Source organism: Corynebacterium tardum (genome assembly GCF_046717785.1).
GTDB lineage: Bacteria > Actinomycetota > Actinomycetes > Mycobacteriales > Mycobacteriaceae > Corynebacterium.
Window position 1 is genome coordinate 1,261,124 of sequence record NZ_CP177104.1, and the last position, 23,114, is coordinate 1,284,237.

Annotated in this window: 22 protein-coding genes and 1 tRNA gene; 14 read left to right on the forward strand and 9 right to left on the reverse strand. The window is 59.7% G+C overall.

Going from position 1 to position 23,114, the window contains the following annotated elements; genetic code table 11:
- The first annotated feature begins 23 nt into the window (after window positions 1-23).
- Window positions 24-1,481 (forward strand): integrase core domain-containing protein, encoded by a 1,458-nt coding sequence (locus ACLI1P_RS06060; protein ID WP_408929761.1) that lies wholly within the window; start codon window positions 24-26, stop codon window positions 1,479-1,481.
- A 77-nt stretch (window positions 1,482-1,558) separates the two neighbouring features.
- On the opposite strand, the gene ACLI1P_RS06065 is transcribed toward ACLI1P_RS06060, so the two are convergent.
- Complete coding sequence (locus ACLI1P_RS06065) at window positions 1,559-2,416, reverse strand: hypothetical protein (RefSeq protein WP_411709653.1); 858 nt, start codon at window positions 2,414-2,416, stop codon at window positions 1,559-1,561.
- A gap of 244 nt (window positions 2,417-2,660) precedes the next feature.
- Between ACLI1P_RS06065 and ACLI1P_RS06070 the strand changes: the two genes are divergently transcribed.
- Together ACLI1P_RS06070 and ACLI1P_RS06075 are read left to right on the forward strand one after the other, a co-directional pair.
- Window positions 2,661-4,169 (forward strand): AAA family ATPase, encoded by a 1,509-nt coding sequence (locus ACLI1P_RS06070; protein WP_411709654.1) that lies wholly within the window; start codon window positions 2,661-2,663, stop codon window positions 4,167-4,169.
- Window positions 4,166-5,326 (forward strand): 5-methylcytosine restriction system specificity protein McrC, encoded by a 1,161-nt coding sequence (locus ACLI1P_RS06075; RefSeq protein ID WP_411709655.1) that lies wholly within the window; start codon window positions 4,166-4,168, stop codon window positions 5,324-5,326. The genes ACLI1P_RS06070 and ACLI1P_RS06075 overlap by 4 nt, the downstream gene beginning before the upstream one ends.
- Here the strand turns inward: ACLI1P_RS06075 and ACLI1P_RS06080 are convergent.
- From ACLI1P_RS06080 to ACLI1P_RS06090, 3 genes are all read right to left on the reverse strand, one after another.
- Window positions 5,323-6,549, reverse strand: coding sequence for a DNA-methyltransferase (locus ACLI1P_RS06080; protein ID WP_411709656.1), 1,227 nt, complete (start codon window positions 6,547-6,549; stop codon window positions 5,323-5,325). The two genes, ACLI1P_RS06075 and ACLI1P_RS06080, sit on opposite strands and share 4 nt — an antisense overlap.
- 967 nt (window positions 6,550-7,516) lie before the next feature.
- Complete coding sequence (locus ACLI1P_RS06085; RefSeq protein ID WP_411709657.1) at window positions 7,517-7,846, reverse strand: transcriptional regulator; 330 nt, start codon at window positions 7,844-7,846, stop codon at window positions 7,517-7,519.
- Window positions 7,839-8,243 (reverse strand): hypothetical protein, encoded by a 405-nt coding sequence (locus ACLI1P_RS06090; RefSeq protein WP_411709658.1) that lies wholly within the window; start codon window positions 8,241-8,243, stop codon window positions 7,839-7,841. The genes ACLI1P_RS06085 and ACLI1P_RS06090 overlap by 8 nt, the downstream gene beginning before the upstream one ends.
- 630 nt (window positions 8,244-8,873) lie before the next feature.
- Here ACLI1P_RS06090 and ACLI1P_RS06095 point away from each other — a divergent pair.
- Window positions 8,874-8,946, forward strand: a tRNA-Glu gene (locus tag ACLI1P_RS06095).
- Window positions 8,947-9,041: 95 nt separating this feature from the next.
- Here ACLI1P_RS06095 and ACLI1P_RS06100 read toward each other — a convergent pair.
- Window positions 9,042-9,731 carry a hypothetical protein gene (locus tag ACLI1P_RS06100; RefSeq protein WP_411709659.1) on the reverse strand — a complete coding sequence of 230 codons (690 nt, stop codon included), beginning with the start codon at window positions 9,729-9,731 and terminating at the stop codon, window positions 9,042-9,044.
- A 128-nt stretch (window positions 9,732-9,859) separates the two neighbouring features.
- Window positions 9,860-10,150, reverse strand: coding sequence for a hypothetical protein (locus ACLI1P_RS06105; RefSeq protein WP_296135025.1), 291 nt, complete (start codon window positions 10,148-10,150; stop codon window positions 9,860-9,862).
- Between the two features lie 238 nt (window positions 10,151-10,388).
- On the opposite strand from ACLI1P_RS06105, the gene ACLI1P_RS06110 reads away from it, so the two are divergent.
- Window positions 10,389-11,105 carry a hypothetical protein gene (locus tag ACLI1P_RS06110; protein WP_411709660.1) on the forward strand — a complete coding sequence of 239 codons (717 nt, stop codon included), beginning with the start codon at window positions 10,389-10,391 and terminating at the stop codon, window positions 11,103-11,105.
- 28 nt (window positions 11,106-11,133) lie between these two features.
- On the opposite strand, the gene ACLI1P_RS06115 is transcribed toward ACLI1P_RS06110, so the two are convergent.
- Window positions 11,134-11,829: an IclR family transcriptional regulator gene (locus ACLI1P_RS06115; RefSeq protein WP_411709661.1), complete on the reverse strand. Its 696-nt coding sequence runs from the start codon at window positions 11,827-11,829 to the stop codon at window positions 11,134-11,136.
- Window positions 11,830-11,877: 48 nt separating this feature from the next.
- Between ACLI1P_RS06115 and leuC the strand changes: the two genes are divergently transcribed.
- The 4 genes from leuC to ACLI1P_RS06135 all read left to right on the forward strand — a co-directional run bounded on the left by leuC (window position 11,878) and on the right by ACLI1P_RS06135 (window position 15,814).
- Window positions 11,878-13,305: a 3-isopropylmalate dehydratase large subunit gene (leuC, locus tag ACLI1P_RS06120; protein ID WP_411709662.1), complete on the forward strand. Its 1,428-nt coding sequence runs from the start codon at window positions 11,878-11,880 to the stop codon at window positions 13,303-13,305.
- A gap of 16 nt (window positions 13,306-13,321) precedes the next feature.
- Entirely contained in the window at window positions 13,322-13,912 is a 591-nt protein-coding gene (leuD, locus tag ACLI1P_RS06125; protein WP_411709663.1) for a 3-isopropylmalate dehydratase small subunit, read from the forward strand.
- Between the two features lie 104 nt (window positions 13,913-14,016).
- Window positions 14,017-14,967: a hypothetical protein gene (locus tag ACLI1P_RS06130; protein ID WP_411709664.1), complete on the forward strand. Its 951-nt coding sequence runs from the start codon at window positions 14,017-14,019 to the stop codon at window positions 14,965-14,967.
- 40 nt (window positions 14,968-15,007) lie between these two features.
- On the forward strand, window positions 15,008-15,814 hold the full coding sequence (locus ACLI1P_RS06135; protein WP_296133829.1) for a hypothetical protein: 807 nt from the start codon (window positions 15,008-15,010) through the stop codon (window positions 15,812-15,814).
- Here the strand turns inward: ACLI1P_RS06135 and ACLI1P_RS06140 are convergent.
- Window positions 15,811-16,809, reverse strand: a complete 999-nt coding sequence (locus ACLI1P_RS06140) for an NUDIX hydrolase (protein ID WP_296133828.1) — start codon at window positions 16,807-16,809, stop codon at window positions 15,811-15,813. The genes ACLI1P_RS06135 and ACLI1P_RS06140 overlap by 4 nt on opposite strands.
- A 142-nt stretch (window positions 16,810-16,951) precedes the next feature.
- On the opposite strand from ACLI1P_RS06140, the gene ACLI1P_RS06145 reads away from it, so the two are divergent.
- Together ACLI1P_RS06145 and ACLI1P_RS06150 are read left to right on the forward strand one after the other, a co-directional pair.
- A complete protein-coding gene (locus ACLI1P_RS06145) occupies window positions 16,952-17,950 on the forward strand; it encodes an NAD(P)H-dependent glycerol-3-phosphate dehydrogenase (RefSeq protein ID WP_296133826.1) in 999 nt (332 codons plus the stop codon).
- 21 nt (window positions 17,951-17,971) lie between these two features.
- Window positions 17,972-19,042, forward strand: a complete 1,071-nt coding sequence (locus ACLI1P_RS06150) for a D-alanine--D-alanine ligase family protein (protein WP_296133823.1) — start codon at window positions 17,972-17,974, stop codon at window positions 19,040-19,042.
- A gap of 15 nt (window positions 19,043-19,057) precedes the next feature.
- Here ACLI1P_RS06150 and ACLI1P_RS06155 read toward each other — a convergent pair whose 3' ends face one another.
- Window positions 19,058-19,960 (reverse strand): DUF3515 domain-containing protein, encoded by a 903-nt coding sequence (locus tag ACLI1P_RS06155; RefSeq protein WP_296133822.1) that lies wholly within the window; start codon window positions 19,958-19,960, stop codon window positions 19,058-19,060.
- A 125-nt stretch (window positions 19,961-20,085) separates the two neighbouring features.
- Here ACLI1P_RS06155 and ACLI1P_RS06160 point away from each other — a divergent pair, with 125 nt between their 5' ends.
- From ACLI1P_RS06160 to ACLI1P_RS06170, 3 genes are read left to right on the forward strand one after another with little or no spacing between them, the layout of a single operon-like run.
- Window positions 20,086-21,039, forward strand: coding sequence for a thiamine-phosphate kinase (locus ACLI1P_RS06160; RefSeq protein ID WP_296133820.1), 954 nt, complete (start codon window positions 20,086-20,088; stop codon window positions 21,037-21,039).
- Window positions 21,036-21,683 carry a uracil-DNA glycosylase gene (locus ACLI1P_RS06165; protein WP_411709665.1) on the forward strand — a complete coding sequence of 216 codons (648 nt, stop codon included), beginning with the start codon at window positions 21,036-21,038 and terminating at the stop codon, window positions 21,681-21,683. The genes ACLI1P_RS06160 and ACLI1P_RS06165 overlap by 4 nt, the downstream gene beginning before the upstream one ends.
- Window positions 21,684-21,693: 10 nt before the next feature.
- Window positions 21,694-23,112, forward strand: a complete 1,419-nt coding sequence (locus ACLI1P_RS06170; RefSeq protein ID WP_411709666.1) for a DAK2 domain-containing protein — start codon at window positions 21,694-21,696, stop codon at window positions 23,110-23,112.
- The last annotated feature ends 2 nt before the right edge of the window (window positions 23,113-23,114 follow it).

The following is a 23,114-nucleotide window of genomic DNA, read 5'->3' on the forward strand; positions in this document are numbered from 1 at the left end:
GTTTGCGGCGGTGGAATAGCCGGATGGCTATTCCATTGCATAAGCGTAGAAAGGTCGCAGATTTCGATCCCGTTCGTGACGGCAAGACGGTCACACAGTTTTGCAAAGAATTGGGAATCTCGCGGCAGACGTACCACAACATCAAAAGCCGGATAGCGCAGAAGGGTCGGGCAGGCATTGTGCCGGATTCGACTGCCCCGAAGAATCCGATTAAGAAATTCCACGAGGCCGACAAAATCGCAGTCGTCCACGCCAGGCAGGAGTTGATGGAGCAAGGCTTGGATTATGGGCCTTGGTCGATCTACTACTTCTTGTTCGACACTGTAGGTCCAGATTCCACACCGTCGCGTTCTACAATCGCCTCGTGGCTTCATGAGCTGGGATTCGTTGATGCCAACGCCCGCAAACGGCCACGCAGCTCCTATAAGCGCTTCGCCCGCGCTCTCGTCGGTGAACTCTGGCAGATCGATGGACTGGTCTATCGCCTCTTTGACCACGCCCACACACATGTCACGATTTACCAGGTTATCGATGATGCCAGCAGGTTCGATGTCGGAACCACAGCGTTCGCTCTGCCAGAAAACGGTACTGATGCGCGCGCTGTGCTGGCCGCAGCGTTCGCCGCCTACGGCAAGCCCCAAGAAATCCTTTCCGACAATGGCGATGCGTTTGCCACCTATCACCGTGGTTTTCTCTCTGCTACTGAAACTTGGCTCGCCAGCCAAGGCGTTCTTGCTATTGCTGGTTTCGCCCCGACAACCCAGGGAAAAGACGAGCGCTCTCACCGCACGTTGACCCAGTTCCTCGATGCACGCCACCCAGTTAGCCTTGCTGAGGTCAACGCCTATCTGGCTGAATATCGCCAGGTGTACAACGAGCGACGACGGCATCAATCACTGCTGGTCGGCAAAATGCACATCACACCACGCCAGGCTTTCGATACCTTCCCCAAGGCACCGTCGCCTACGCATCCACTCGATCCTGAGCAGGTCTGGGCCCGCGTAGTCGCCTACAACCAGGCTCACAATCCACACGCTGTACCCGAAATGCTAAACGGCCCCGTGGAAGCGGCAACTTCACACGAGGCCAGCACCGATGACATGGCAGCTCAGCAGGGCATACCTTCCACCGATACCCCCACACTAACGGTGCCGACGACAAATTCAACAAACCATTGGGGCATCCCAGACCAGCTCTGCGTGAGCAAAGATGGCGTTGTACGCGTGTGCGGCTTCGGTCTCTACATTGGTCTGAGGTTTAAAAACCGCAGGCTCTACTCCACGGTCACAGCCGATAACGTTGCGGAGTTTTACACGGCCCATGACGGTGAATTCCTCTTCAGCGTGCCGCTGCCAATCACGTTGAGCCACAGGCCACCAGGTGGCCAGATCAACATCAACCTCGTTGAAGGAATGAAACATCGCCAACCACCGCGGATGAACCCGAAACTATCCAAACCCCGGCCGAAACGCAGGCCATAACCATAAACCGCTAGAAGTGTCCAAGAACTCCATGGATTCCGTGTCCAAGAAGACACCGGACTCCATGTCCAAAAACCCTATGGACATAACAAGGCTAGCGCGAGACCTGAAAGTTCGTGTTCTGTAATGCTCCCAGCCATGTCTAAGTCTGCGTGAAATTCCTCGGGAGTTCTTCCATAGAAATCCTTCGAGTTTTTCAGTCTGCCCGTGATCTGGATGTTCAACATCGATGCAATGTCGTTAGGCTCGTCGGACTTCTCTACAACCGCTGGCGCATCTTCCCGTAGCCTCTTAGCTTGGTTCATAACTAGCTCGCGTGCGGATCCAAAGCGGGGCTTGAGCTCGACGATAGATCCTAGGTGATTAACGCTAAGTTGTAGATTGGGGTTGGAGCCCGCTTCGAGCTTTCGTACCTTTGCACGCAGCTGTGGTCCGGTAATCGCCTTGGTCTGACCTGGATTTCGTATATAAACCGTGCCTGAAACTAGCTCCTTTCCTGTTGTTGCAAGACAGGGATAGATACTTCCGGTGGGTGGCGATACGAACACCATCAGAACTGTCTTGCCGTCTTCAAAATCGACTCGCTCAGTGAACCAATCAGGGCCGTCACCGGGAGCTCCGATAAGTTTTTGGACTTCTTTACTAAGATCTATAAGTTCTTCACCTTGGATGCCGATGATTCTATCTCGGCCCAGGCCTGCCACTAGCACCGCGTATCCGCCAAGGTGTCGAGAAGCAGAATCCGGTGTACGGTTAGCCGCGCCAAGAATGAACTTGGCCACCTTGATTTGGTGTTGTCGATTCATGAGATCGAATTCTGACTTCACCTCGATGAAGTCACTTTCTCGAAGTTCAGATTGTCCTAGCAAACTAAGGACGAAGTCGCGGCGATGGTTGAGGCCTTGAGGGAATTTGGAGTAATCGTAAAGGGGCATTAGTTACTTTCTTCGAGGCTCTATCTCCCATCTTCTCACCATAAAGGGAGACGGGATAACGGTTTCGATACTAGAGTGGAGCATTGTTCCCATCGGCCAGTCAGGCTGAACATGGACACCTAACCATCGTAGATTGAGGTCAAGTCAATGGTGAATGGAGTACGATATGCAAATCTAATCCCTGCGAGTCTCTTCGAACCAGTTACGATTGAATGAGGCCCAGCATTCTAAATCGTGGAGTGAGATGTATTTATCTAAGGTAGCAATTGAATCAGCAGTGCGGAATCTTCGCGGGACGGCCGATCATTTGCTTAAAATATGGTTTGCACTCAAACACATGGGACTATCGCAAAGCCAAAGCGTATTGGTTGACACCTCAAATTCAACACCAAGTTTGCAACGACTTTTTCATAGCGGTGCACCTGACGGGACCTTCTTCATCCCGTTCTCGGAGCAAAAGCGTTTTGCGACCATGAAGAACGACGCTGCCCGTTCCGTTATTCAGACTACTATTCAGCGGTGGAACACATCAGGTTCTGTGGTGTCCGTAGCGCCTACTGAGTTCCTTGCAATGAGCACAGCTGAGGGAGGGAAGATTCGAGTTTCATGTTCTCGAATTTATCCTCAAGGTCTCGGACATTCTAAAAACGGTTTCGCGACTGGTGATGATTCCCGGGTCCGCTTAGGACTTTTGGATTTCGCGGCCTGGGTGTTTAAGCAAGATTTCATCCCAGATGACGCTGACGCTGAGGTGTGGTTAAAAGATAAACTCATCAGCGAACTAAACCTCAGTCAAAGTGAGATTGAAGCCATTTTCGTCGACTCTTCTCTTAGGATTGACTTGGCTCCGGATCCTATATCAGATAGCGAACTTTGGGAGATATGCCAACAGGTCTTCACTGAAAAGGCAAAAATAGAAGCGTCGTTCGAGAACCGAAAAGAATACCTCAGGAGAATTAGTTCAGTGTCCACGTTTAGCTCGTCACCGGCATGGGTAAATGCAGAACCTGCGCAACAGTTGCGTCGAGCCATTGAAGCTGGTGAGAAAGCAGTCTTGCTTTACGGCCCACCTCGTACAGGAAAAACTCGTGCTATTGACCTGTTGTACGAACGGTCCAACGTCGCCCGCGAAACTATTCAGCTCCATGAGGGGTGGGGTTATTCGAACCTCATCATGGGGCTAATGCCTGTTGCTGGCACATCAACGTTTGAATGGCGAGAAGGTGTGTTGCTAAAGGCGTTGCGTTCGGGAGTAAAGGTGATAGTGCTTGAGGAAATTAACCGCACACGGGTTTCTCAAGCATTAGGTGAGGTGTTTTCTCTCATTGAGTCCCAATATCGCGGTGTGGAAAATGCGATCAAACTGCCAGACGGAAGTGACTTCTACATTGACGAAGACGTCACCTTCTTTTTCACCATGAATACAATAGATACGTCAACCGAAGCAATTGATGACGCACTAATGGGGCGTATAGCCGCTGTTTATTTCCCACCCCGCGTTGAAGACTTGACTGCGATGCTTCAGGAGCGAAATGTGAATCAAGAGTCTTCGCGAGCAGTACGAGAATTTTTCACATTTGTGCAGTCGTTCTATCTCTTAGGGCATGGATATTTTGCAGGGGTGAGATCGGAAGCCAACTTCCTCGACTATTACATGTTTAAGATTCGGCCTGTACTTTCCAACAGGTTTAGCTTGGGCAAACCCGAGTTCATCGAACAAGTTGACAACTTCGTGGATCAACGGTTTGCATGAAATCTTGGGTCATCACTGAAAACGAAGCTAGCTTCTGCCCGGGTTTGACGTTAGAGCAACTCCCAGACGATTTTCCTTCTCAGATTAGGATTTTCAAGGATTCAGAAGGCCTCACGTTACTCGCGTCAAACGTCACCGGTACCTTGAACCTGAAAGGCGCATCGGTTGTCATTGAACCCAAGGTTTCTTCGCTCAGCCCTGTCGAAATGTTGCTGTATCTCAACGTAGATGAGTTGGAAGATTCCAAGGATATGAATCTCGGCTTGGGAGACTCATCGGCCAGCGTCGGAAGTCTTGAGCGGCAGTTCGTTGATGCTTTGACGAAGATGAGTCATCTTCCTCGCAAAATTGATCGTGTCCCAGTTACTCGACATCGTCGATCAGTAGCTGGACGGGTTGACTGGGTGTCAACAGCGCGAAGGATGTATCAGAACAATTCAGATCCCGTGGTATCGACGACCATGGAAGCGACATTGTCAACACCTGAAAATATTTCACTTTCGCTAGCATCGCGGCAAGTTACGGCCTCACGGAAGTGGTCCGGTAAAGAAGCCAAAATACTCAACTCGTGGGCGACTGATTATTCAGGAGAATCTCTTACTGATTCTCAAGTCCTTGCGTTACGCGCCAAAGTCCGCGAGAACAATTTCGGTGGTGTGTACGATTTTTACCGCCCTCCAGTTGCCATTGCTCTCATGCTTCTTGGCCTCGATGGAGCAAGTGACTCTGCAGAAGTTGAGGGGGCACCTGGTTTGTTAAACTCCCCGAGCCTTTACGAAGAATTTGTACGTACCGCTGTCATGCGCCAAGCGGGCCCGTTAGCGCTTACTGTCCGAAAGGACTTCCTTGCACCATCGTTTCTTTTCGAAGGCGGGCAACACCAACTCATTCCTGATATCACCATTTACCGAGGTAGTCAGTTGTGTGGAATTGCTGACGCAAAGTATAAGGCACCTGATTCATCAGACTTGTATCAGCTCTACACTTATATGAGATACGCGGGGCTTAGAAGATGCGGCGTGCTTTCACCGTGTGTGGAACACAAGTCAGTTGTTCGAAGCTTTGACGGCCTTGAGGTGCATTTTTTTCAGGCTGATTCTTCTAAGCCTGCGCGCATTGAGTATGTCGTTCGAGAGTTGCTGGACGAACTAGTTTAGAATAACGAATCTTTGATTGAATCGACTTTGCGATGTGCAGCACTGAGATACTCAGGGCTGACATCGAAGCCGATATATTGACGTTTCAGTTTTGCAGCAGCGAGTGCGGTGGTCCCCGAACCAATAAACGGATCAAGGACAATGTCAGATTCCTCTGTGGAGATGGCAATGCACCGTCCAGGTAGTTGGAGAGGGAACTGTGCCCCGTGTCCGTCGCGTCCTGAACTTGTGGGCAGATACCAGAAGTCCGACAGCTTTTCAGACTCGAGAGGCTGCTTTCCGCCAAGAATTGAAGGAAGTTTGAGGTAACTCTCTTTGAAAAACTTTGGGGTCCGGTGCTTGGAAAGGTGCAAGACGTATTCAACATTGCGGCTAACCCGCGATAGCTGAGGCTCGGGTGTAGTGGCGGTCTTACACCACGAAATTGTGGACTTGTTGTAATAACCAATTCGTGACGCGCGCTCAGCGATTCGATGGGGGATGAGTGCCTGTTCGCCGTCAAAAAGGTACGAGTGCCCTGATGAGTAACGACGGTACTGATGATCGCTCCAAGAGCGGTGGTCTCTACCTTGCATGGCATGAAGCGCCTCGGCTGCGTTACTGCGAATCTGAGTCCGGGTGTTATATGTGTCGAGAAGGTTCCAAAAGATGGATCCCTTCTCTTTCACCTTGGGAGAGAGCCTGTGTAAGATTTCTACGGTGTGGCGGATGAAGCCCTCAGGAGTTTGTTCAAGTCCGAAACTGCAAGTCTCGCCGTCGGCCCATGTGCGTTCAATGATGGTGTCGTAGACCCGCATAGCCCAGTAGGGGGTCGAGGTTACAACACAGTCAATCGACTGGTTAGGCAGTGACTGGATGAGTTCAACTGCATCGCCTTGGGCTAGGGAATTGAGGTGCTCTGGGAACTCGAATGCGATCTCTGGCTTCTTGTCGATCTGAGCGACTTCCTGTCGAAGGAAACCTAACACCTTGCTGCGTGGAACAAAAGTTTCCGCAAAGGCATCTTGGTCGAGAAGAACGCGTACGTCATCCTCTGTGAGAAGCGGCTTGCGTCCTAATATCTTTCGAACAAAAGGCTCAGACATGCCCACGGCGGGTGCAACGATTTCAGTGGGGAAGAGGGTTCCCGTGTTCGCTGTGTCTGGATGCGAAACTGGGGTGTATGGCTTGACCGTGTACTCACTTGGAGGGGAAAGGGTCTCGTGGTGTGAATCTTCCGACATTCACTGCTCCATGCTTACTAGGGTCGTCTGGTAAGGGTAGATGAGGTTGAGTATTTTATAAGATTCGTACACGGTCGAACGCTCGGGATAACTGTACTCGTATTCGATGTTTAGGGGTGAATCACGTTAGCAGTCGGGAGGCGTTAATGTCGCCATATTTGATTGCTGCGACTGTGTATGAATCTGCTATGAAACACAAGCATAGTGACCGCTAATCCGGTCGGCAAGGGGCAGTGTAAATATATTCGATAAGCTGCATAAACCTCCTGTTGCCCGCGTCATTATGATAGTGATTGCCCCTACTGAGCTGACGCTTTCTCGAATCCCCTTTGTTACCTCGGTTGATGTGGGATTGCAATGACACTACTTATGTGTGCGGGCTGTTCCACAAGAATTGGTCTTGCAGTCTCGATGGTTTGAGGGTTGTGTGAGTGGATGAGGGGAGAAGTGAAGGAAAGCGACCTGTTTGAATTGGGCGGCTCGATTTGTTTTGGCGATAAAGCTAGGGTGGAAAATAGAATTCGGGGTGAGGAGGGTTCATGAGGTTAGAGGGGGAGGATTTATGGGGTTCTGGTAGGGCTCTACGATGGAGTGTTGAGCGAAACGCGTGTACTACCCTCTGCCCTTAAACGACCGCCACGCGTTTCTACGCGGAACGAGGGTGTCGAGCCGTCACAGTCGGTTGCTGGATGTTTCGCATCGAACAGAACTTCGTTGCGGTGGGAACCGCGAAGCAGCCAGCTCTTTCGGCAGGCGCGCATTGATGTGCAAAGCGTTAAGTCGGCCATGGACCATTTTGAAGTAATTTTTCTGATGTGGTGCACGTGGTTACAGTGCCAACACAGCAGCTTGCCGATGCTCTCTTGGGCACCCCATCACCATCCACGATGCGGGGCATTTCTTCGAGAGCGACGGGTATACCGAGTTCCCATAGTTGGACGATCGCATCACACAATGGCTGTGCGGTCTAAAGCCCTTCTGTCATGGCTTTGAGCGCCTTCACGTGTTCCGTGTAGGCCTTTGTGCCCGCACCGGTGAGAGCGACCCACACGGAGTCCTTGGCGCGGGTGGAGCCGTATTCCCGGGTGCGGCTGACATAGCCGTGGTCTTCAAGGTGCTTCAGCTGCTTGGACAACGTGTCCGCTGGGAGCTCGGTGAGCTCAGAGAGCGTGGCGTACTTCATCTGGCGGCCCACGGTAGCGCCAGCGGAGAATAGCGTGGCGCAAATCTTGAGCCGGTTGATGGGGTGGATGACCGGATCCAATTCTGGTGGTCGGTCCTCGTGCTCTTTAGGCATTGATGCCCTTTACTGCCGCATTGCGGTTCTCATAGAGCATCCACGCCGTGGCTGCGGAGACAACCACACCGCTGACGACCATCCATGGCCACGAGTCCGGGGTCGGCGTGGTGGACATGATCATGGCGAAGGGGAGCAGCACTCGCGACCACGTCGCGCGATCGTTGCCTGGTCCCACATTGGGGTCTGGGCGCACGAAGGGGTTTGCGATCTTGTCCTTGAGAAGATAACCAAGGACGAAAACCGGAATAAGTATTGCCAGGGCGTACCACCACGATGCTTTGCATGCGGCGAGCCCGCAGCCGACACCTAGGGCCACGAGCGCCACGGCCCACCAACTCTGCGTCCATGCGGTTCGCGCTTGGGCGTCGTGAACGACCTTGAGATTGCTATCCATGTCCTCACTCCTTTGCTTGCAACTAGTGCAAGTCTATCAGTTGCAACAGTTGCAAGTAAAGGGTCTGCAGTAGTGGGAAAGTGGTCTGGGGCTACCCCTTACCGGCATGTGGAAAGCGCATGGTTGAACGGGGTGAAATTCATAACCAGGGGGCGAACCTGCGCCCAATTGGTCTAAGTCCTTCCGGTGTGCCTGAGCTGGGCATACACTGCAGGTACAGTACATTCCCGGAAGGAAGGAGAGCGGATGGCGGAAGCTGACAATCATCACTATCGCCGACGCGACTCTAGCAGAAGGCACTAGGCGGCAACGCCAGAATTCACGACTTCTTCAAGCCAACTATCGAGCGAAGTAGGAGCCTTGTGCTTCATGCAGCTAGAGCCAGCGCGTCACCCCGAAGCTCGAGCGATGGGAAGAAGCACCTCGGCCTCAGCTGCCCCCGGTGCGCCTGCGGAATAACCACTGATTCGATCCGCACCTCGGCCGATTGAGTGCTTGCTTCACTACCGCCGCCGAAAGGCAATGGGCTTCGGGTTTTTCTTTGGGTAAAAATGGTCATGTACTGGGGATTTGTAGAACTTATTGGGGATCCTATAGTGTTTAGCAAGTCCGCAACGGACAGCTAAACGAGCCCCGTTCGTCTAGCGGCCTAGGACGCCGGCCTCTCACGCCGGTAACACGGGTTCAAATCCCGTACGGGGTACAAACTAAGAGAGTGGCACGCGCAAGCGCGGGCCACTCTTTTTTCTGTGTGGTCAGTGATCTCGGGGTTAAGGGCCAGCCCTCTAACCCCAGTTCCTACACAATGAGAACCTCAGCGTTGTCGCCGCCGGTGCAGCGGATGATTTCATGCTCGTCAACGCGGCAGGATAGGTCGTAGTCCTTCTGGGTGATTGGACTGTTGACAGTGATGTTCGCGGGGACGTAGTTGCGGAGATCAACGCGGGAGCCAGGGGCGAAGTTCAACAGGGTTCGCGTTGCAGTTTCGGCAAAGTCACAGCTCGTATTGGGGGCTGCCATTGTGATGCCGATGTGGTACCCATCGCCCATGAGGCACACTTGGGCCTGGGTTCCGTAGACGTTGATGGTGGCACCGTTCTTGGGGTGTTGCCCATAGATGTGGTCCATGGTGGCCTTGCGGGCGGCTTCATTGGTCTGGTGTTGAGTAGCCGCCTGAGGCTGCTGGCCCTGCTGGCCTTGCTGTGCTTGTTGAACCTGTTGTGGCTGCGTGTCTGGGTTGCCGCCACCCGCGGCGCCTGGCACCGTCGGCTGCGGGGCGGCGGGCTCTTCCTCGCTGGGGACGGGGACCTCAGAGTCGTCGTTGAGCGGCCTGAAGGCAGGGTACGAGGTTGTGCTGCCCTGTGCGGGTGCCGCGGAGCTGGGGGAGGCAACGGTGTCCGGTTGCGAGGAACATCCCACGGCCATGAGTCCGGCGGCGGCGACGGCCGCGAGGGCGGTGAACATACGGGATGGTCGTGAGGAGCTCATGGGACCACCATAACGGGAACTCGTGTGCACCTGCAGTAAAACGGGGAACGCTGCCCAACCGAACGCCGTGAAGTGGCAAGGTTTCGGAGTGGGCAGCGTGTGGCGGAGTGCCGCGTGGGCTAAGCGCCTTAGTGGTCGTCCCAGTGGCCCTCGTGGGCGGCGTGGCGGTGGCCATCGTGGAGGTAGTCCACGTGATCGCCGTGGGGGATGGCAACGTGGCCGCAGCCCTCGCCGTGCTCGTGAGCGTGATCCTCATGAACGTGGTGCTCGGTGGTCTCGCACTCGTCCCAGTGGCCCTCGTGCTCGCGGTGGATGTGGCCGTCGTGAGCGAAGTCGGTGTGATCGTTGTGCGGGAAGGCGACGTGGCCGCAGCCCTCGCCGTGGGTGTGGGTGTGCTCGTCATGAACGGTGTGGGTCATGGCAACTCCTTGGTGTCGTGGGAATTTTCAATCTGTTTTCAGTAAACCCTATTTTCAGTTCAATTTCAATAGCGGGGGTATGGGGGTAGATTCCGGGGGCTGAGTAGCGATGTCCCGGGGGAGCGCTATTGTGAAACGCATGATAAGCAAGTTTTCTCGCAAGGTTTGCGAAACTCGGGGCAGCCGCCGCGCGGGGGTTCTCGCCGGGGCGGTGTTAGCACTTTCCACACTGTCTGCTGTGGCGGCGCCGGCGATGGCAGAAGAGCAGGTCACGATCACGCAGGGCCAGAAGATTGTGGCCACAGACGGGACTGCCTGCAGCGTGGGCTACGTGGAGCCGGCCCGCGCGTGGACCTCTGCGCACTGCGGATTGGACGGGGAGCAGATCTATACCGAGTGGGGTCAGCATGTGGGCACCCTGCGCTGGTTTAGCCCATCTGGTGCAGCCGGTCACGATCTGGCGTACATCCAGTTTGCGGGCGGTACTCTGCCCGGCGGCAATCCGCTCACGGGCGACGGTATGGCGCCGCCGCCTGCCGATGGCACCTCGGTGTGCATCGATGGAAGGTACTCCGGGCGTCACTGTGGTCAGGCCGTGCGTGGTCCAGGCGTGTTCCCCGGCATGCACTATGCGGTGGGGATGCCGACCTCCCCGGGAGATAGCGGAGGACCGGTGTCAGCTGCAGGACGCCCAGGTGTCGTGGGCATCTATCAGGGAATTACTGAGGTGAACCGGAACGGGCAGCACCTGACCTTTTCCAATTACGCACGCGTACCCAACGCGGATGAGCTGGCGAAGCTGCCGCACCAGGGCTTTGTGCCGCGCCGCCCCAACCGAGAGCCGGGCAACCCGATCCGGGAGGCGCAGGAGCGCGGCGAAGCGCTGTCGTCCACCAGTAGTAAGGGGATCGATGGCCTGCGCGGCCTGGCGGTCTACTTCGGCCTGCCCGTGTAAGCGAAAAAGTCACCGTTTTCCGGCGCGCTTAGGCGTCGGCCGCGAGGGCGTCGCTGAGCTTTTTTGCTGCGGCGGTGAGCGTAGGCGCGAACTTGTCCGCAGGGGAGGGGCGGAAGCGCTCGGCGGAGCCGGAGACGGACAGGGCGGCGATGAAGGTGCCGGCGCCGTCGAAGACGGGCGCGGAGATGGAGGCCAAGCCGGCCTCGCGCTCCTCGATGGACACGGAGTAGCCATCTTCCTTGGCTAGCTCGATGTCGTGCTCGCTAAAGGTCGCATCGGGCATGTGGATGCCGGCGAAGGCGGCGATGACACGTGCGGCGGACCCGGACGTGAGGGGAAGTTGGCGGCCCACGGGAACGACGTTGTGGAGGCCAGCCTCCGGCTCGCGGGTGGCGATGCACGTACGGGTGGTGCCGGAGACCTCATAGAGCTGGACGGATTCCCCGGTGGACTGGAGGAGTTCCTCCATGATGGGGCCGGCGGTTTCGATGATGCGATCCCGGTTGCCGGGAAGCGCAGGGCCCGCGCCCCACTTTCCATCGGGGGTGCGCGTAAGGATGCGGTGTGCTTCCAGCGCCGTGGCGAGCCGGTGGGCGGTTGCGCGGGGCAAGCCAGTAGTTTCGCAAAGCTCGTTGAGGGTGGATGGCCGGTTGGTGGCGGCCATCATGATGGCAACGGCGCGATCGAGCACCTTAATTCCTGAAACTGCGCTATACTCTCCCATACAATGAAATCTACGTCCCATTAATTGAGATTTCAAGTGGAGAGGCTTATGACTGAGAAACTGACACTGGCAGAGAAAGTGTGGCGCGATCACGTCGTGCGCGCAGGAGAGAACGGCGAGCCTGATCTCCTCTACATCGATTTCCAGCTCCTCCACGAAGTTACCAGCCCACAGGCCTTCGATGGGCTGCGCCTGGCTGGGCGCCGCTTGCGTCACCCGGAACTGCACCTGGCTACCGAGGACCACAATGTCCCCACAGTAGGCATCAAGACCGGAAACCTGCTGGAGATCAAGGACGAGGTGTCTCGTACCCAGGTGTCCACCCTGCGCAAAAACTGCGAGGAGTTCGGCGTGCGCCTGCACGCAATGGGTGACGCCCAGCAGGGTATCGTCCACACCGTGGGACCGCAGCTGGGCATTACCCAGCCGGGGATGACCATTGTGTGCGGTGACTCCCACACGTCTACCCACGGCGCTTTCGGCTCTATTGCCATGGGAATCGGCACCTCCGAGGTGGAACACGTCATGGCTACCCAGACGCTGTCTTTAAAGCCCTTTAAGACCATGGCCATCGAGGTCTCCGGCGAGCTGGCCGAAGGGGTATCTGCCAAGGACCTCATTCTGGCCATCATTGCCAAGATTGGTACCGGCGGCGGGCAGGGCCACATCATTGAGTACCGCGGTGAGGCCATCCGGAAGATGTCTATGGAAGCCCGCATGACCATCTGCAACATGTCCATCGAGGCAGGAGCTCGAGCCAGCATGGTGGCCCCGGACGAGACGACGTTTGAGTACGTCAAGGGCCGCGAGTTCGCGCCGCAGGGCGCGGACTGGGACGCCGCTGAGGAGTACTGGAAGACGCTGCCGACTGACGACGGTGCCGAGTTCGACACCGTCGTCGAGATCGATGGCTCTGCTCTGACCCCGTTCGTAACCTGGGGAACCAACCCGGGGCAGGGGCTGCCCCTTAGTGCGTCTGTGCCTGACCCGGAGGCTTTCGGCGATGAAGGGGAGAAGGCTGCAACGGAAAAGGCGCTGGCCTACATGGACCTAAAGCCCGGCACGCCGCTGCGTGATATCCAGATCGACACGGTGTTCCTCGGTTCTTGCACGAATGCGCGGATCGAGGACCTGCGGGCGGCCGCCGAGGTGGTCAAGGGCCGCAGCATCGCCGCGGATACCCGCATGATGGTCGTTCCCTCCTCTGCCGTGGTCAAGACCCAGGCAGAGGAGGAGGGTCTGGATAAGATTTTCACGGATTTTGGCGCCGAGTGGCGCACTGCCGGGTGCTCGATGTGCCTGGGTATGAACCCGGATCAGCTGAAACCGGGGGAGAGATCGGCGTCGACAAGCAACCGCAACTTTGAAGGCCGCCAGGGGCCCGGTGGGCGCACGCACCTGGTCTCCCCGGCCGTCGCGGCGGCTACCGCGGTGCTGGGGCACTTGGCTTCGCCGGCGGACATCAACGCATCGTAAGGAACGGAGAAGAACGATGGACAAGTTTGTGACACACACCGGTGTGGGCGTTCCGCTGCGCGCCTCGAACGTCGATACCGACCAGATCATTCCGGCGCGCTACCTCAAGTCCGTAAAGCGCACCGGCTTTGCCGAGGGTCTGTTTTCCAACTGGCGCTCCGACGAGAACTTCGTGCTCAACCAGCCGGATTTTCAGGACGGTTCCGTGCTCTTCGCCGGGCCCGACTTCGGCACCGGCTCCTCCCGTGAGCACGCCGTGTGGGCGTTGGCAGACTACGGCTTCAAGGCGGTGTTCTCCTCGCGCTTCGCGGACATCTTCCGGGGTAACTCCGGAAAGGCGGGCGTGCTTACCGGGCTGATGGAGCAGGAGGACATTGAGCTGATCTGGAAGCAGCTCGAACAGGGCGAAACCACGGTCACCGTGGACTTGGAAGCCCGCTCCGTGACCGTCGGCGGCAGCGTCTACGCCTTCGACATCGATGACTACACCCGCTGGCGCCTCATGGAGGGCCTAGACGATATCGGCCTGACTTTGCGCAACGAAGATGCCATCGAGCGTTTTGAGGCCCAGCGCCCAGCATTCAAGTCGCGCGTGCGCGCAGAGTAGCTGGCTAGACAGGCGTGGGGGCAGGCAGCTCCCCACGGTGAACAATACGTAACAATCCCCCGCTTCCGGAAGCACCCGCAACCGGGGGAATTTACTATGTGCGTATGACGAATCCGTTTGATAGCAATGGCAATTACCCCGCCGGTCAGTCCGGTGGCAACAACCCGTTCGGCGGGTCAGACTATGAGTCCGGTTCCTACACCGCGGACCAGGGTGGCTTCGGCACCCAGAATTCCGGCTCCGGCTACAACAACTCTGGCGCCAACATGTATGGCGGAAGTCCGAATGGCTACGGTGCGGGCTATCAGCAGCAGCCCGGTGGCTACGGGCAGGGCGGCCTTATGGTCTCGCCCGTGGACGCCATGGACTCCATCAGCCAGGCTTTTAAAGGCACGCTCGATAAACCCGTCATGGGCATGCTCGCTGCCGCTGTGCACGGAGTTATTCCGTTTCTTCTCATCTTCGGCTCGCTTATTTACGCTGTCCTGACGGCGCCAACAGAAACTACGAGCTCTTATGGCTCTGAGTACTACTATTCCAGCGAGACAACAGGTGAGCCTACTGCAGCCGGCATCGCCGTCATGGTGGTGGGCTTCGCCCTGGGGTTCCTCTACCTGGTGTGGGCTATGGCGAATTTCTACTGCGCTGCCCGCAAGATTGCCGACGGCCAAGAGGCCACATTCGGCGATTACTTCAAGGGCGGCGACCGCTTCGGCGTTGCCTTTGTTTACCTGCTCTTCTTCATCTTGTTCTTTGTTGGCAGTCTCATTTTCGTGCTACCAGGACTGGCCGTTGTCATCCTCTTCTGGGCCGCACCGATTATCAAGGCCAATGATCCCTCCAAGAGCATCGGAGAGTGTTTCTCGGAGTCCTTCTCGCTGGTGACCAGCAACTTCGGGCAGACGCTTCTCTTCTACATCGTCTTTACCATCGTGAACAGCGTCTTGGGCGTGATTCCTGTCATCGGAGCTCTGTTCAGCTTTCCGGTCTCCGCATTGGGCTACACCCTCTTCGTTCGCTCCGCGCAGAAGCGCCCGGCTCGGCGCTGGGCTTAACCTTCGCTGAGCGTTTCGGATTTTTAGGGACTTTCGGCGCATGACGAACTACAACGGCTACTCTCAATTTCCGCAGTACCAGCAGGCCAGCGAGACCCCTTACGCCCAGCCACAGTACGAGGTAGCACGCCGGATGTCAGTGCCACCTCGTGACGTGTCCTTCGCTATCGGGCAAGGCTTTGACGGAGTGTTTAAAGAATGGTTGGTGTGGGGCGTGGCGGGCTTCGTCTACTACTTCCTTCTGCAGTTCGTGGCCATCGCCTCCGTACTGTTGACCGCTGGGGTGGGCCCCATGATCACGGCTCCGTTCCTAGAGAATTTTGACTTTTGGGATGGGTTGTACGATTGGCCGTTCTCCGCAGCGGTGTGGCTGACAATTCTTGCGCCGCTGGTTGTCCTGTGGTTGACCGCCTTGTGGGGGCGGGCAAATTACCATGTCGGCGCGCGCAAGGCAGTAGACGGCGAAAAGGTCAACATTGGGGATGTGTTTGGTTTTCGGGGCCGCGGGGGAATCATGCTTGTCCTCGCCTGCGTGGACGTCCTCGTTTTCGGCGGCCTCGTTCTCTTTGTTGTGCCGGGTCTTGTCGCCGCCGTGCTGCTGTGGGCGGCGCCGCATATTAAGGCGGACAACCCGGATAAGGGGCTGGTAGAGTGCCTCCGGTTGTCGGCGAAAACGTCGCCTCGCCATGCGGGACGGACCACTCTACTTGTCGTCCTCACAGGAATCGCGGGACTAGTCTTCCTCTTCATTCCCATCCTGGGGATGTATGGGTTTGCCGTGGTCTGCCTGGCACAGGCGCTGTTTGCGCGGGCGCTACTGGAGCGCCCAGCGGTGCGCTGGTCCTAGCGCACCGGAAGTGGGCTGGCCAGGTAATCTGCCCCGGTGAGCTCCCCGTCGTTGAAGGAGAGGACCCACACCGACGCCTTCTTGAACTTGAGCTCTTCGATGGGCGTGGTGATGAACTTCGGCGCGTAGGACTCGATGATGCCCGGGATGGTGAGGCCCTGGCTCACGATGACGGGAACGCCACCGCCGTCGACCACGCGCTGAAACGCCGCCTTAGCGTTATCCGGAGTGGCATCGAAGACGTCATCACCAAAAGCCTTGTTGACGGCGATGTCCAAGCCCAACTCATCCGCCAGGGGAGCGGCCGTCTGCTGGCAGCGCTGCGGGGTGGCGGAGAAGATAGCCGTTGGGTGGTACGGGGTGAGCATCGGCACCAGCATCTCGGCCTGGCGGCGGCCCTTCTTGTCCAGCGGGCGCAGATTATCGTCGCCCTCCCACGTGCTGCGCTCGTGCGCGCGGGCGTGGCGCACGTAGAGCACGCGGGTGGTGGGAGCCAAGCGCAGGCGTTTCTGGGCCTTGGCCAACACCTGGGTATCGACCTCGTAGGAGAGGAGAGCGCAAGCCTCATCGAGCTTGAGCCAGCGCAGCTCATCGGTTTCGTCGTTGGGGGTGTAGTCGCCCTCGAGCACGCGGGCCATCCAGTAGTACACCACCTTCGTGCGTCCCTGGACCGGGTAGGCCACCTTGCCAATGAGCTTGCCCAGGCGCACGGAGTACCCGGTTTCCTCGAGGATTTCCCGCGCGGCGGTGGTGGGAAGGGACTCGCCCGGATCCACCTTGCCCTTGGGCAGGGACCAGTCGTCGTAGCGCGGGCGGTGAATGAGGGCTACCTCGGGGTCCTGGGGGTCGCCGCGCCAGAGCACGGCCCCGGCCGCCAGCGTGGTGCGCTTGAACTCCTTCGCCGGATCGGCGGGAATCTCTTGGTGGCGCCCGCTGACGAACACCTCCGACTTAGAATCCTTGTCGTTCTCGTGCATCTTCTTTGCCTTCGGCATGCTGCTCCTTTGAGCCGGGTGGTCAATTGTCTGCCCCATTTTCCTCCACTCCCCGAAAAGATGCAGCCTTACGCGCCGAGCGTGCTTTAATGGTGAAAACTTCAACTCACCACAAAACTCATCACAGAGAGGCAGGCTCGGCATGCTCAAGGTTGCGGTTATGGGTGCGGGTTCCTGGGGAACCACGCTGGCGAAGGTCTTCGCAGACGCCGGTAACGAGGTGCGGCTGTGGGCTCGCCGCGCCGAGTTGGCGGAGGCCATCAACACCCGCCACGAGAACCCGGACTACCTGCCGGATCTGCCCCTTCCGGAGTCCATCGTGGCCACCACGGAGCCGGAGCAGGCGCTTCGTGACGCCGCCATCGTTATCTTTGGCGTCCCCTCCCAGACCCTGCGCGGCAACCTGGAAAAGTGGGCCCCGCTCTTGCCGGAGGACGCCACCCTGGTGTCCATCTCCAAGGGCGTGGAGAAGGATTCCCTGAAGCTGATGAGTGAGGTCATTGCGGACGCGGCAGGTGTTGAGACCAGCCGCATCGCCGCGCTGTCTGGCCCGAACCTGGCCAAGGAGATCGCCCAAGAGCAGCCCGCCGCCACGGTGATCGCCTGCACGGATACCCAGCGCGCCGAGACGGTGCAGCACGCCGCTGCCGCCCCGTACTTCCGCCCCTACACCAACACTGACGTTATCGGCGCGGAGATCGGCGGCGCCTGCAAGAACGTCATCGCGCTGGCGTGCGGCATGGCCTCTGGAAAGGGGCTGGGCAACAACACCATGGCCACCATCATCACCCGCGGCCTGGCAGAAATCACGCGCCTGGGCGTGGAGTTGGGGGCGGACCCGTTTACGTTCTCCGGGCTGGCTGGCATGGGTGACCTTGTGGCCACGTGCAGCTCCACGCTGTCGCGCAACCGCACCTTCGGCTACCGCCTGGGCCAGGGCGGCACGCTGGAGGAAGCCAAGGCCGCTACCAACGGCCAGGTGGCCGAAGGCGTTGTCTCCTCCGACTCCATCTACCGCCTAGCCCAGCGCGCGGGCGTGGAGATGCCGATTACCCAGGCCGTCTACGGTGTGTGCCACCGCGGAGTGAGCGTGGACGAGATGATTGTGGCTCTGATGGGTCGCACCAAGAAAGCGGAATAATACCGAGTAAAGTTGCCCGGTATGACTGAAGCGAAACCTGTGCGCGTTGCCGTAGTGTACGGCGGCCGCAGCTCCGAGCACTCGGTGTCCTGCATCTCCGCCGGCGCCATCATGGCTCACCTTGACCCTGCAAAGTACGAGGTGCTGCCCATCGGCATCACCCAGGAAGGCACCTGGACCCAGGGCACCCGGGAGGGGCTGGCTATCGTGGACGGCCGCCTGCCTGAGGTAGAGCTGCAGGACGAACTTGCGCTGTCCCTCAACCCGTCGACGCGCGGGCGCATCCACAACGTCACCCGCCACGAGCACTACGCGGAGGTGGACGTCATCATGCCCGTCCTCCACGGCCCTTATGGTGAGGACGGAACCGTTCAAGGCCTTTTCGAGCTCTCTGGCATCCCGTATGTCGGTGCGGGCGTACTGGCCTCCGCCGCCGGCATGGATAAAGAGTTTGCCAAAAAGCTCCTCGTAGCCGAGGGACTGCCCGTCGCCCCGCAGGTGGTGCTGAGCGGCGAGACCTCGCTGGATGAGGAGCAGAAGGAGCACTTGGGGCTGCCGGTGTTTGTCAAGCCCGCCCGCGGCGGCTCCTCCATTGGCGTGTCCAAGGTGGCGTCTTGGGAGGACTTCGGTGCGGCGGTGAAGCTGGCCTACGAATCTGATGACAAGGTGCTAGTGGAGCCGGAGATCAGCGGCGCGGAGGTCGAAGTCGGCGTCCTCGAGCACCCGGATGGTAGCCTCCAGGCCTCCGTGCCCGCCCAGCTTTTGGGCACTACGGACTCGGACGAGGGCTTCTACGACTTCGATGCCAAATACATCGACGAGGGCGTGTCCGCACAGATCCCCGCTCCGCTGGGTGAGGGGCGCAGCGCCGAAATCCGCCAGCGCGCCGTGGAGGCTTTCCGCGCGCTGGGTGCTGCAGGTTTGTCGCGCGTGGACTTCTTTGTCACCGAGGACGCCTACTACATCAACGAGATCAATACCTTCCCCGGCTTCACCCCGATCTCGATGTACCCGCAGGTGTTCGCGGCAGTGGGGGTTAGCTACGAGGAGCTGCTCGATACGCTGATTCAGACCGCCCTGGCACGCGGCTAGTTCCCCGCGGCCGAGCTACTGCTCCGGAGTGGCCTCCGTGAGGGCGTTGCTCAGCCGCACCAAGGCGGAGTTGGCGGCGTCCTGCGGGGCAGACAGCGCGAGGTCGTCGGCGCGGCCCAAGGCGAACCATGTGCCTGCCGTCGTGCCCTCCGCGAGCGTGGTGTCCTCGAACCACGGTACGTCGTTAACCTGCTGCAGCTGCACGCCCGCGCGGTAGTTTTCCGGGGCGGCCACGCCGCAGCGCACCACGATTTCTTCGCGGCCGGGGGCGCTGTAGACCCACGTGTCCTTTCCGCCCGCATCGGTGCGGCGGGAATAGCCGTCGGCGATCTCTGCCGGTAGCGCCGCTTCCAAGTCTGGGCACATGTCATTGGGCCCGGACGCGAGCTGGGACAGGGGAGCCGCGTGCGGTTTCTGGTCCTCGGCTTCCAGCTGCTGGAGGGCATCGCCCAGGCCCTCCGGAGCATTCTCGCCCGTGGCCGTCACCGCGACGACGGGGGAGCGCTGCGTGGTGTACCACGTGGTGAGATCGGAGCCGGGGGTGGCATCGATTATCCGCAGCCACTGCTCGCCCTCCACGTCCACCGGCTGGGAATATTCGGTGTACTGCTGCGGCAAATCGACGCCGCAGCGCAGCGTGACCTTGTCCTCCGACGTCGAAGCCCAGGCGGCGGCGCCGGCGGGAGCGGGGTCCGCCAACTCCGCGCGCGGGTGGTCTAAGAGCTTGTCCGGGAGTGCGCCCACCAACGCTGCGCACTCCGGGGATTCCGCCTCCTTCGAGGGCGTGGGCGGAAGCGCCACTGGCTGCTGGGCGGCGGAGTCAAAGACGTACTTAGCGCCAAAAATAACCGCCAGCACCATCGCGAGGGCGAGCCCGAGTGAGATGTAGATGGCAGTGCGGTTAAATTGGGTATCCATAGGCGCATATCGTAGCGCCCCCGGCTGAGACCACAACGCCGGGGGCGTGGTCGGCAGCGCTCAGCCAGTAACCCAGTAACACTGCCACAATCACAGCCACGAACTATGTAAGGGAGGCCGCGGGTTTGTCCTACACGCTGGAACAAGCGGGAGAGTCGCACGTCATTCATGAAATCGTCGCTGCGGCACCAAGCGCGCTCAACGGCGACGACGCAGCGGTGCTGTACCCGGCCGCACCCAATTCCCGGGCAGTGGCGTCAACGGACATGATGGTGGAGGGCCGGCACTTCCGTCGGGACTGGTCAACCGCCGGCGAGATCGGTCAGAAGTCCATCGTGCGCAACTTCGCCGATATCGAGGCCATGGGTGCGCGGCCCACCGCGGCCTTGTTGGCGATTGCGGCGCCAGGGGATACCCCGGTGGACTTTGTGCGGGGCATTGCGGAGGGCATTGCGGAGCGCTGCGCGGTGTACAACGCGGAGCTGGTAGGCGGTGACCTGACCCGCGGAGACACTCTTGTCATCACCGTTACGGCCCTTGGCTCCCTGGGCGGCAGCGGCGCCCCGCTCACCTTGGACAAGGCGAAGGCAGGGCAGAAGGTAGTGGCCCACGGCGGGATTGGGTACTCGGCCGCGGGCTTGGCCCTACTGGAGCGCTTCGGCCGCGCCCTGCCGCCTGAGCTGGAGGACCTGTGGCCGCTGATCGATGCCCACTGTGCCCCCACCCTCACCCCGGGGCGCGGTGTCATTGCGCGCGCGACGGGGGCGACGTCCATGACGGATAACTCGGACGGGCTCGTTCCTGACTTAGGCTTGATGGCCCGCCGTTCGGGGGTGCGCATTGACCTTGACCAGGCGGCGATTGGGCCCGATCCGCTGCTCGCTTCAGCCGGCGCTGTGCTCGACGTCGACCCGTGGGAGTGGGTGCTTACCGGCGGAGAGGATCACACCCTGCTCGCGACCACCTACAACGCCGTGCCCTCCGGTTTTCGGGAGATTGGGCAGGTGTGCCGCGGCACCGGGGTAACCGTCGACGGTAAAGAAGCTCGCTATACCCAGGGATGGGAGGCAACGGCATGAGTCTCATTGATACGTCCAGAATTCATTACTCGTGGATGCCCCACATCCGCCCGGCCTTAGAAGAGCACCTCCCACGGCTCCAGGAGGAGCTCGGCACCGACTACCTGCCGCCGGCCGAGGACGTCTTCGCGGCCTTCTCCCTGCCCCTTGACCAGGTGCGGGTGCTCATCGTGGGCCAAGACCCCTATCCCACGCCGGGGCATGCTATGGGTCTGGCCTTTTCCACCCGGCCGGGCGTGGCAGCGCCGCGTTCGTTGCGGAATATCTACGCCGAGCTTGGCGACGACTTGGGCCTGCCTGCTCGTGCGGACGGGGACTTGCGGGCCTGGTTCAACCAGGGCGTGCTGCTTTTAAACCGGGTGCTCACTGTGGCGCCCGGGCAGGCCGGATCACACCGCCGCAAGGGCTGGGAAGCCATCACCGAGGCGGCCATTCGGGCCCTGGCCGGCCGCGATATCGTGGCGATTCTGTGGGGCCGGGACGCTCAGGCCTGCCAGTCTTTCCTGCCGGGCGTGGAGTGCATTACCTCCCCGCACCCTTCGCCGCTGTCAGCCCGGCGCGGCTTCTTCGGCTCCCACCCGTTTTCGCGAGCCAACGCGGCACTGGAAGCCCGCGGAGTGCCGCCGGTGGACTGGCGCTTGTAAACTGGCCCGCATGTCTTATCCCGCCGAGTTGGATGCGCACGGCCTGCACCAGTGGGCCGCGCGCACCGTGGAGGAACTCACGCGCCGCCGCGCGGACATCAATTCGCTCAACGTCTTCCCGGTGCCCGACTCGGACACTGGTTCCAATATGCTGCACACCATGGAGTCCGCGCTGGAGGAGGCGGATAAGTGCATCGATCCCACCGCCGTGGCTCAGGCGCTCGCTATTGGTTCGGTACGGGGCGCCCGGGGCAACTCCGGCATGGTGCTCTCCCAGGTGTTGCGGGGCGTGGCGGATGCGACCACGCAGTCCCGAATCGACGGCCACGTGCTCGCTGCCGCGCTGGGCCTCGCCGTGGATTTGGTGGACCGGGCCCTCGCCACGCCGGTGGAGGGCACCATCATTACCATTCTCCGCGCTGCAGCCGAGGCGTCTAAGGAAGCCTCTCTAGAGCCGCACGCCGAGCTCTACGGCATAGCCGTTCGCGCGCTGGAGGCCGCCCGTGTGGCGCTGAAGAATACCCCGTCGCAGCTTCCCGCCCTGCGGGAGGCCGGGGTGGTTGACGCCGGCGGTGCGGGCTTGGTCATCCTCCTCGAATGCCTGCTGGCGCAGCTTACCGGTGAGCAACCAGCAGAGCTGCCGCTGAGCGCGGGCGGCCCAAAGCGTAGTGCCGTTGCACAGGAGGAGGAAACGGACAGCGCTTCGGCAGCGGCGGAGATCGAGGTTGTCTTCTTCTACGACGGCGAGCTGGGGACGCTCGAAGAGGCCCTGAAACCCATGGGAAATAGCCTGGTCATCGCGCGGTCCACGGAAGACTCCGGCAGCGTGCACATCCATAGCGCGAATGCCGGGGCCGTCATCGAGAAGGCCTTCTCCCTCGGCAGTGTCAGCGGCCTGCGCCTCGAAGCCCTTCCGGCCGGCGGCGCCGACCACGCCGCGGCGGATCCGCACGGTTCGGATCGACGGCGCATCTTTGCGGTGGCACCGGAGGGCGCGGCAGGGGAGCTCTTTGCCAAGGTCGGGGCGGACGTGGTCAAACCCGGCGCGAGCGTGCACGGCGAGAGTGACCGCGACCTTTTCCTGCCCAATGGGTTCGGCGGCGAGGCCGGCGCGGCCGCCATCATCCCTACCCACTCCCTGGTGGCGGGGCTGGCGGCGATGTCCGTCTACGAGCCCGGCAACCCGGACACCGCGGAGGTCGTTGCGGCGATGGGGGATGCGGCTACCTCCATGCGCGTGATACACCCCGCGGCGGAGAAGGCGGATGCTGTCGAGACCGCGTGCGCCACGCTGCTAGCCCAGGGCGGCGAGCAGGTTACGGTGCTCACCGGCCTGGATCTCGGCGAAGAGGACTTAGCCGCGCGCCTGGGCGTGGACGTGGCGGTGCTACGCGTGCCTGGCCTGCGCACTGAGATCGGGGTGGAGTAGAG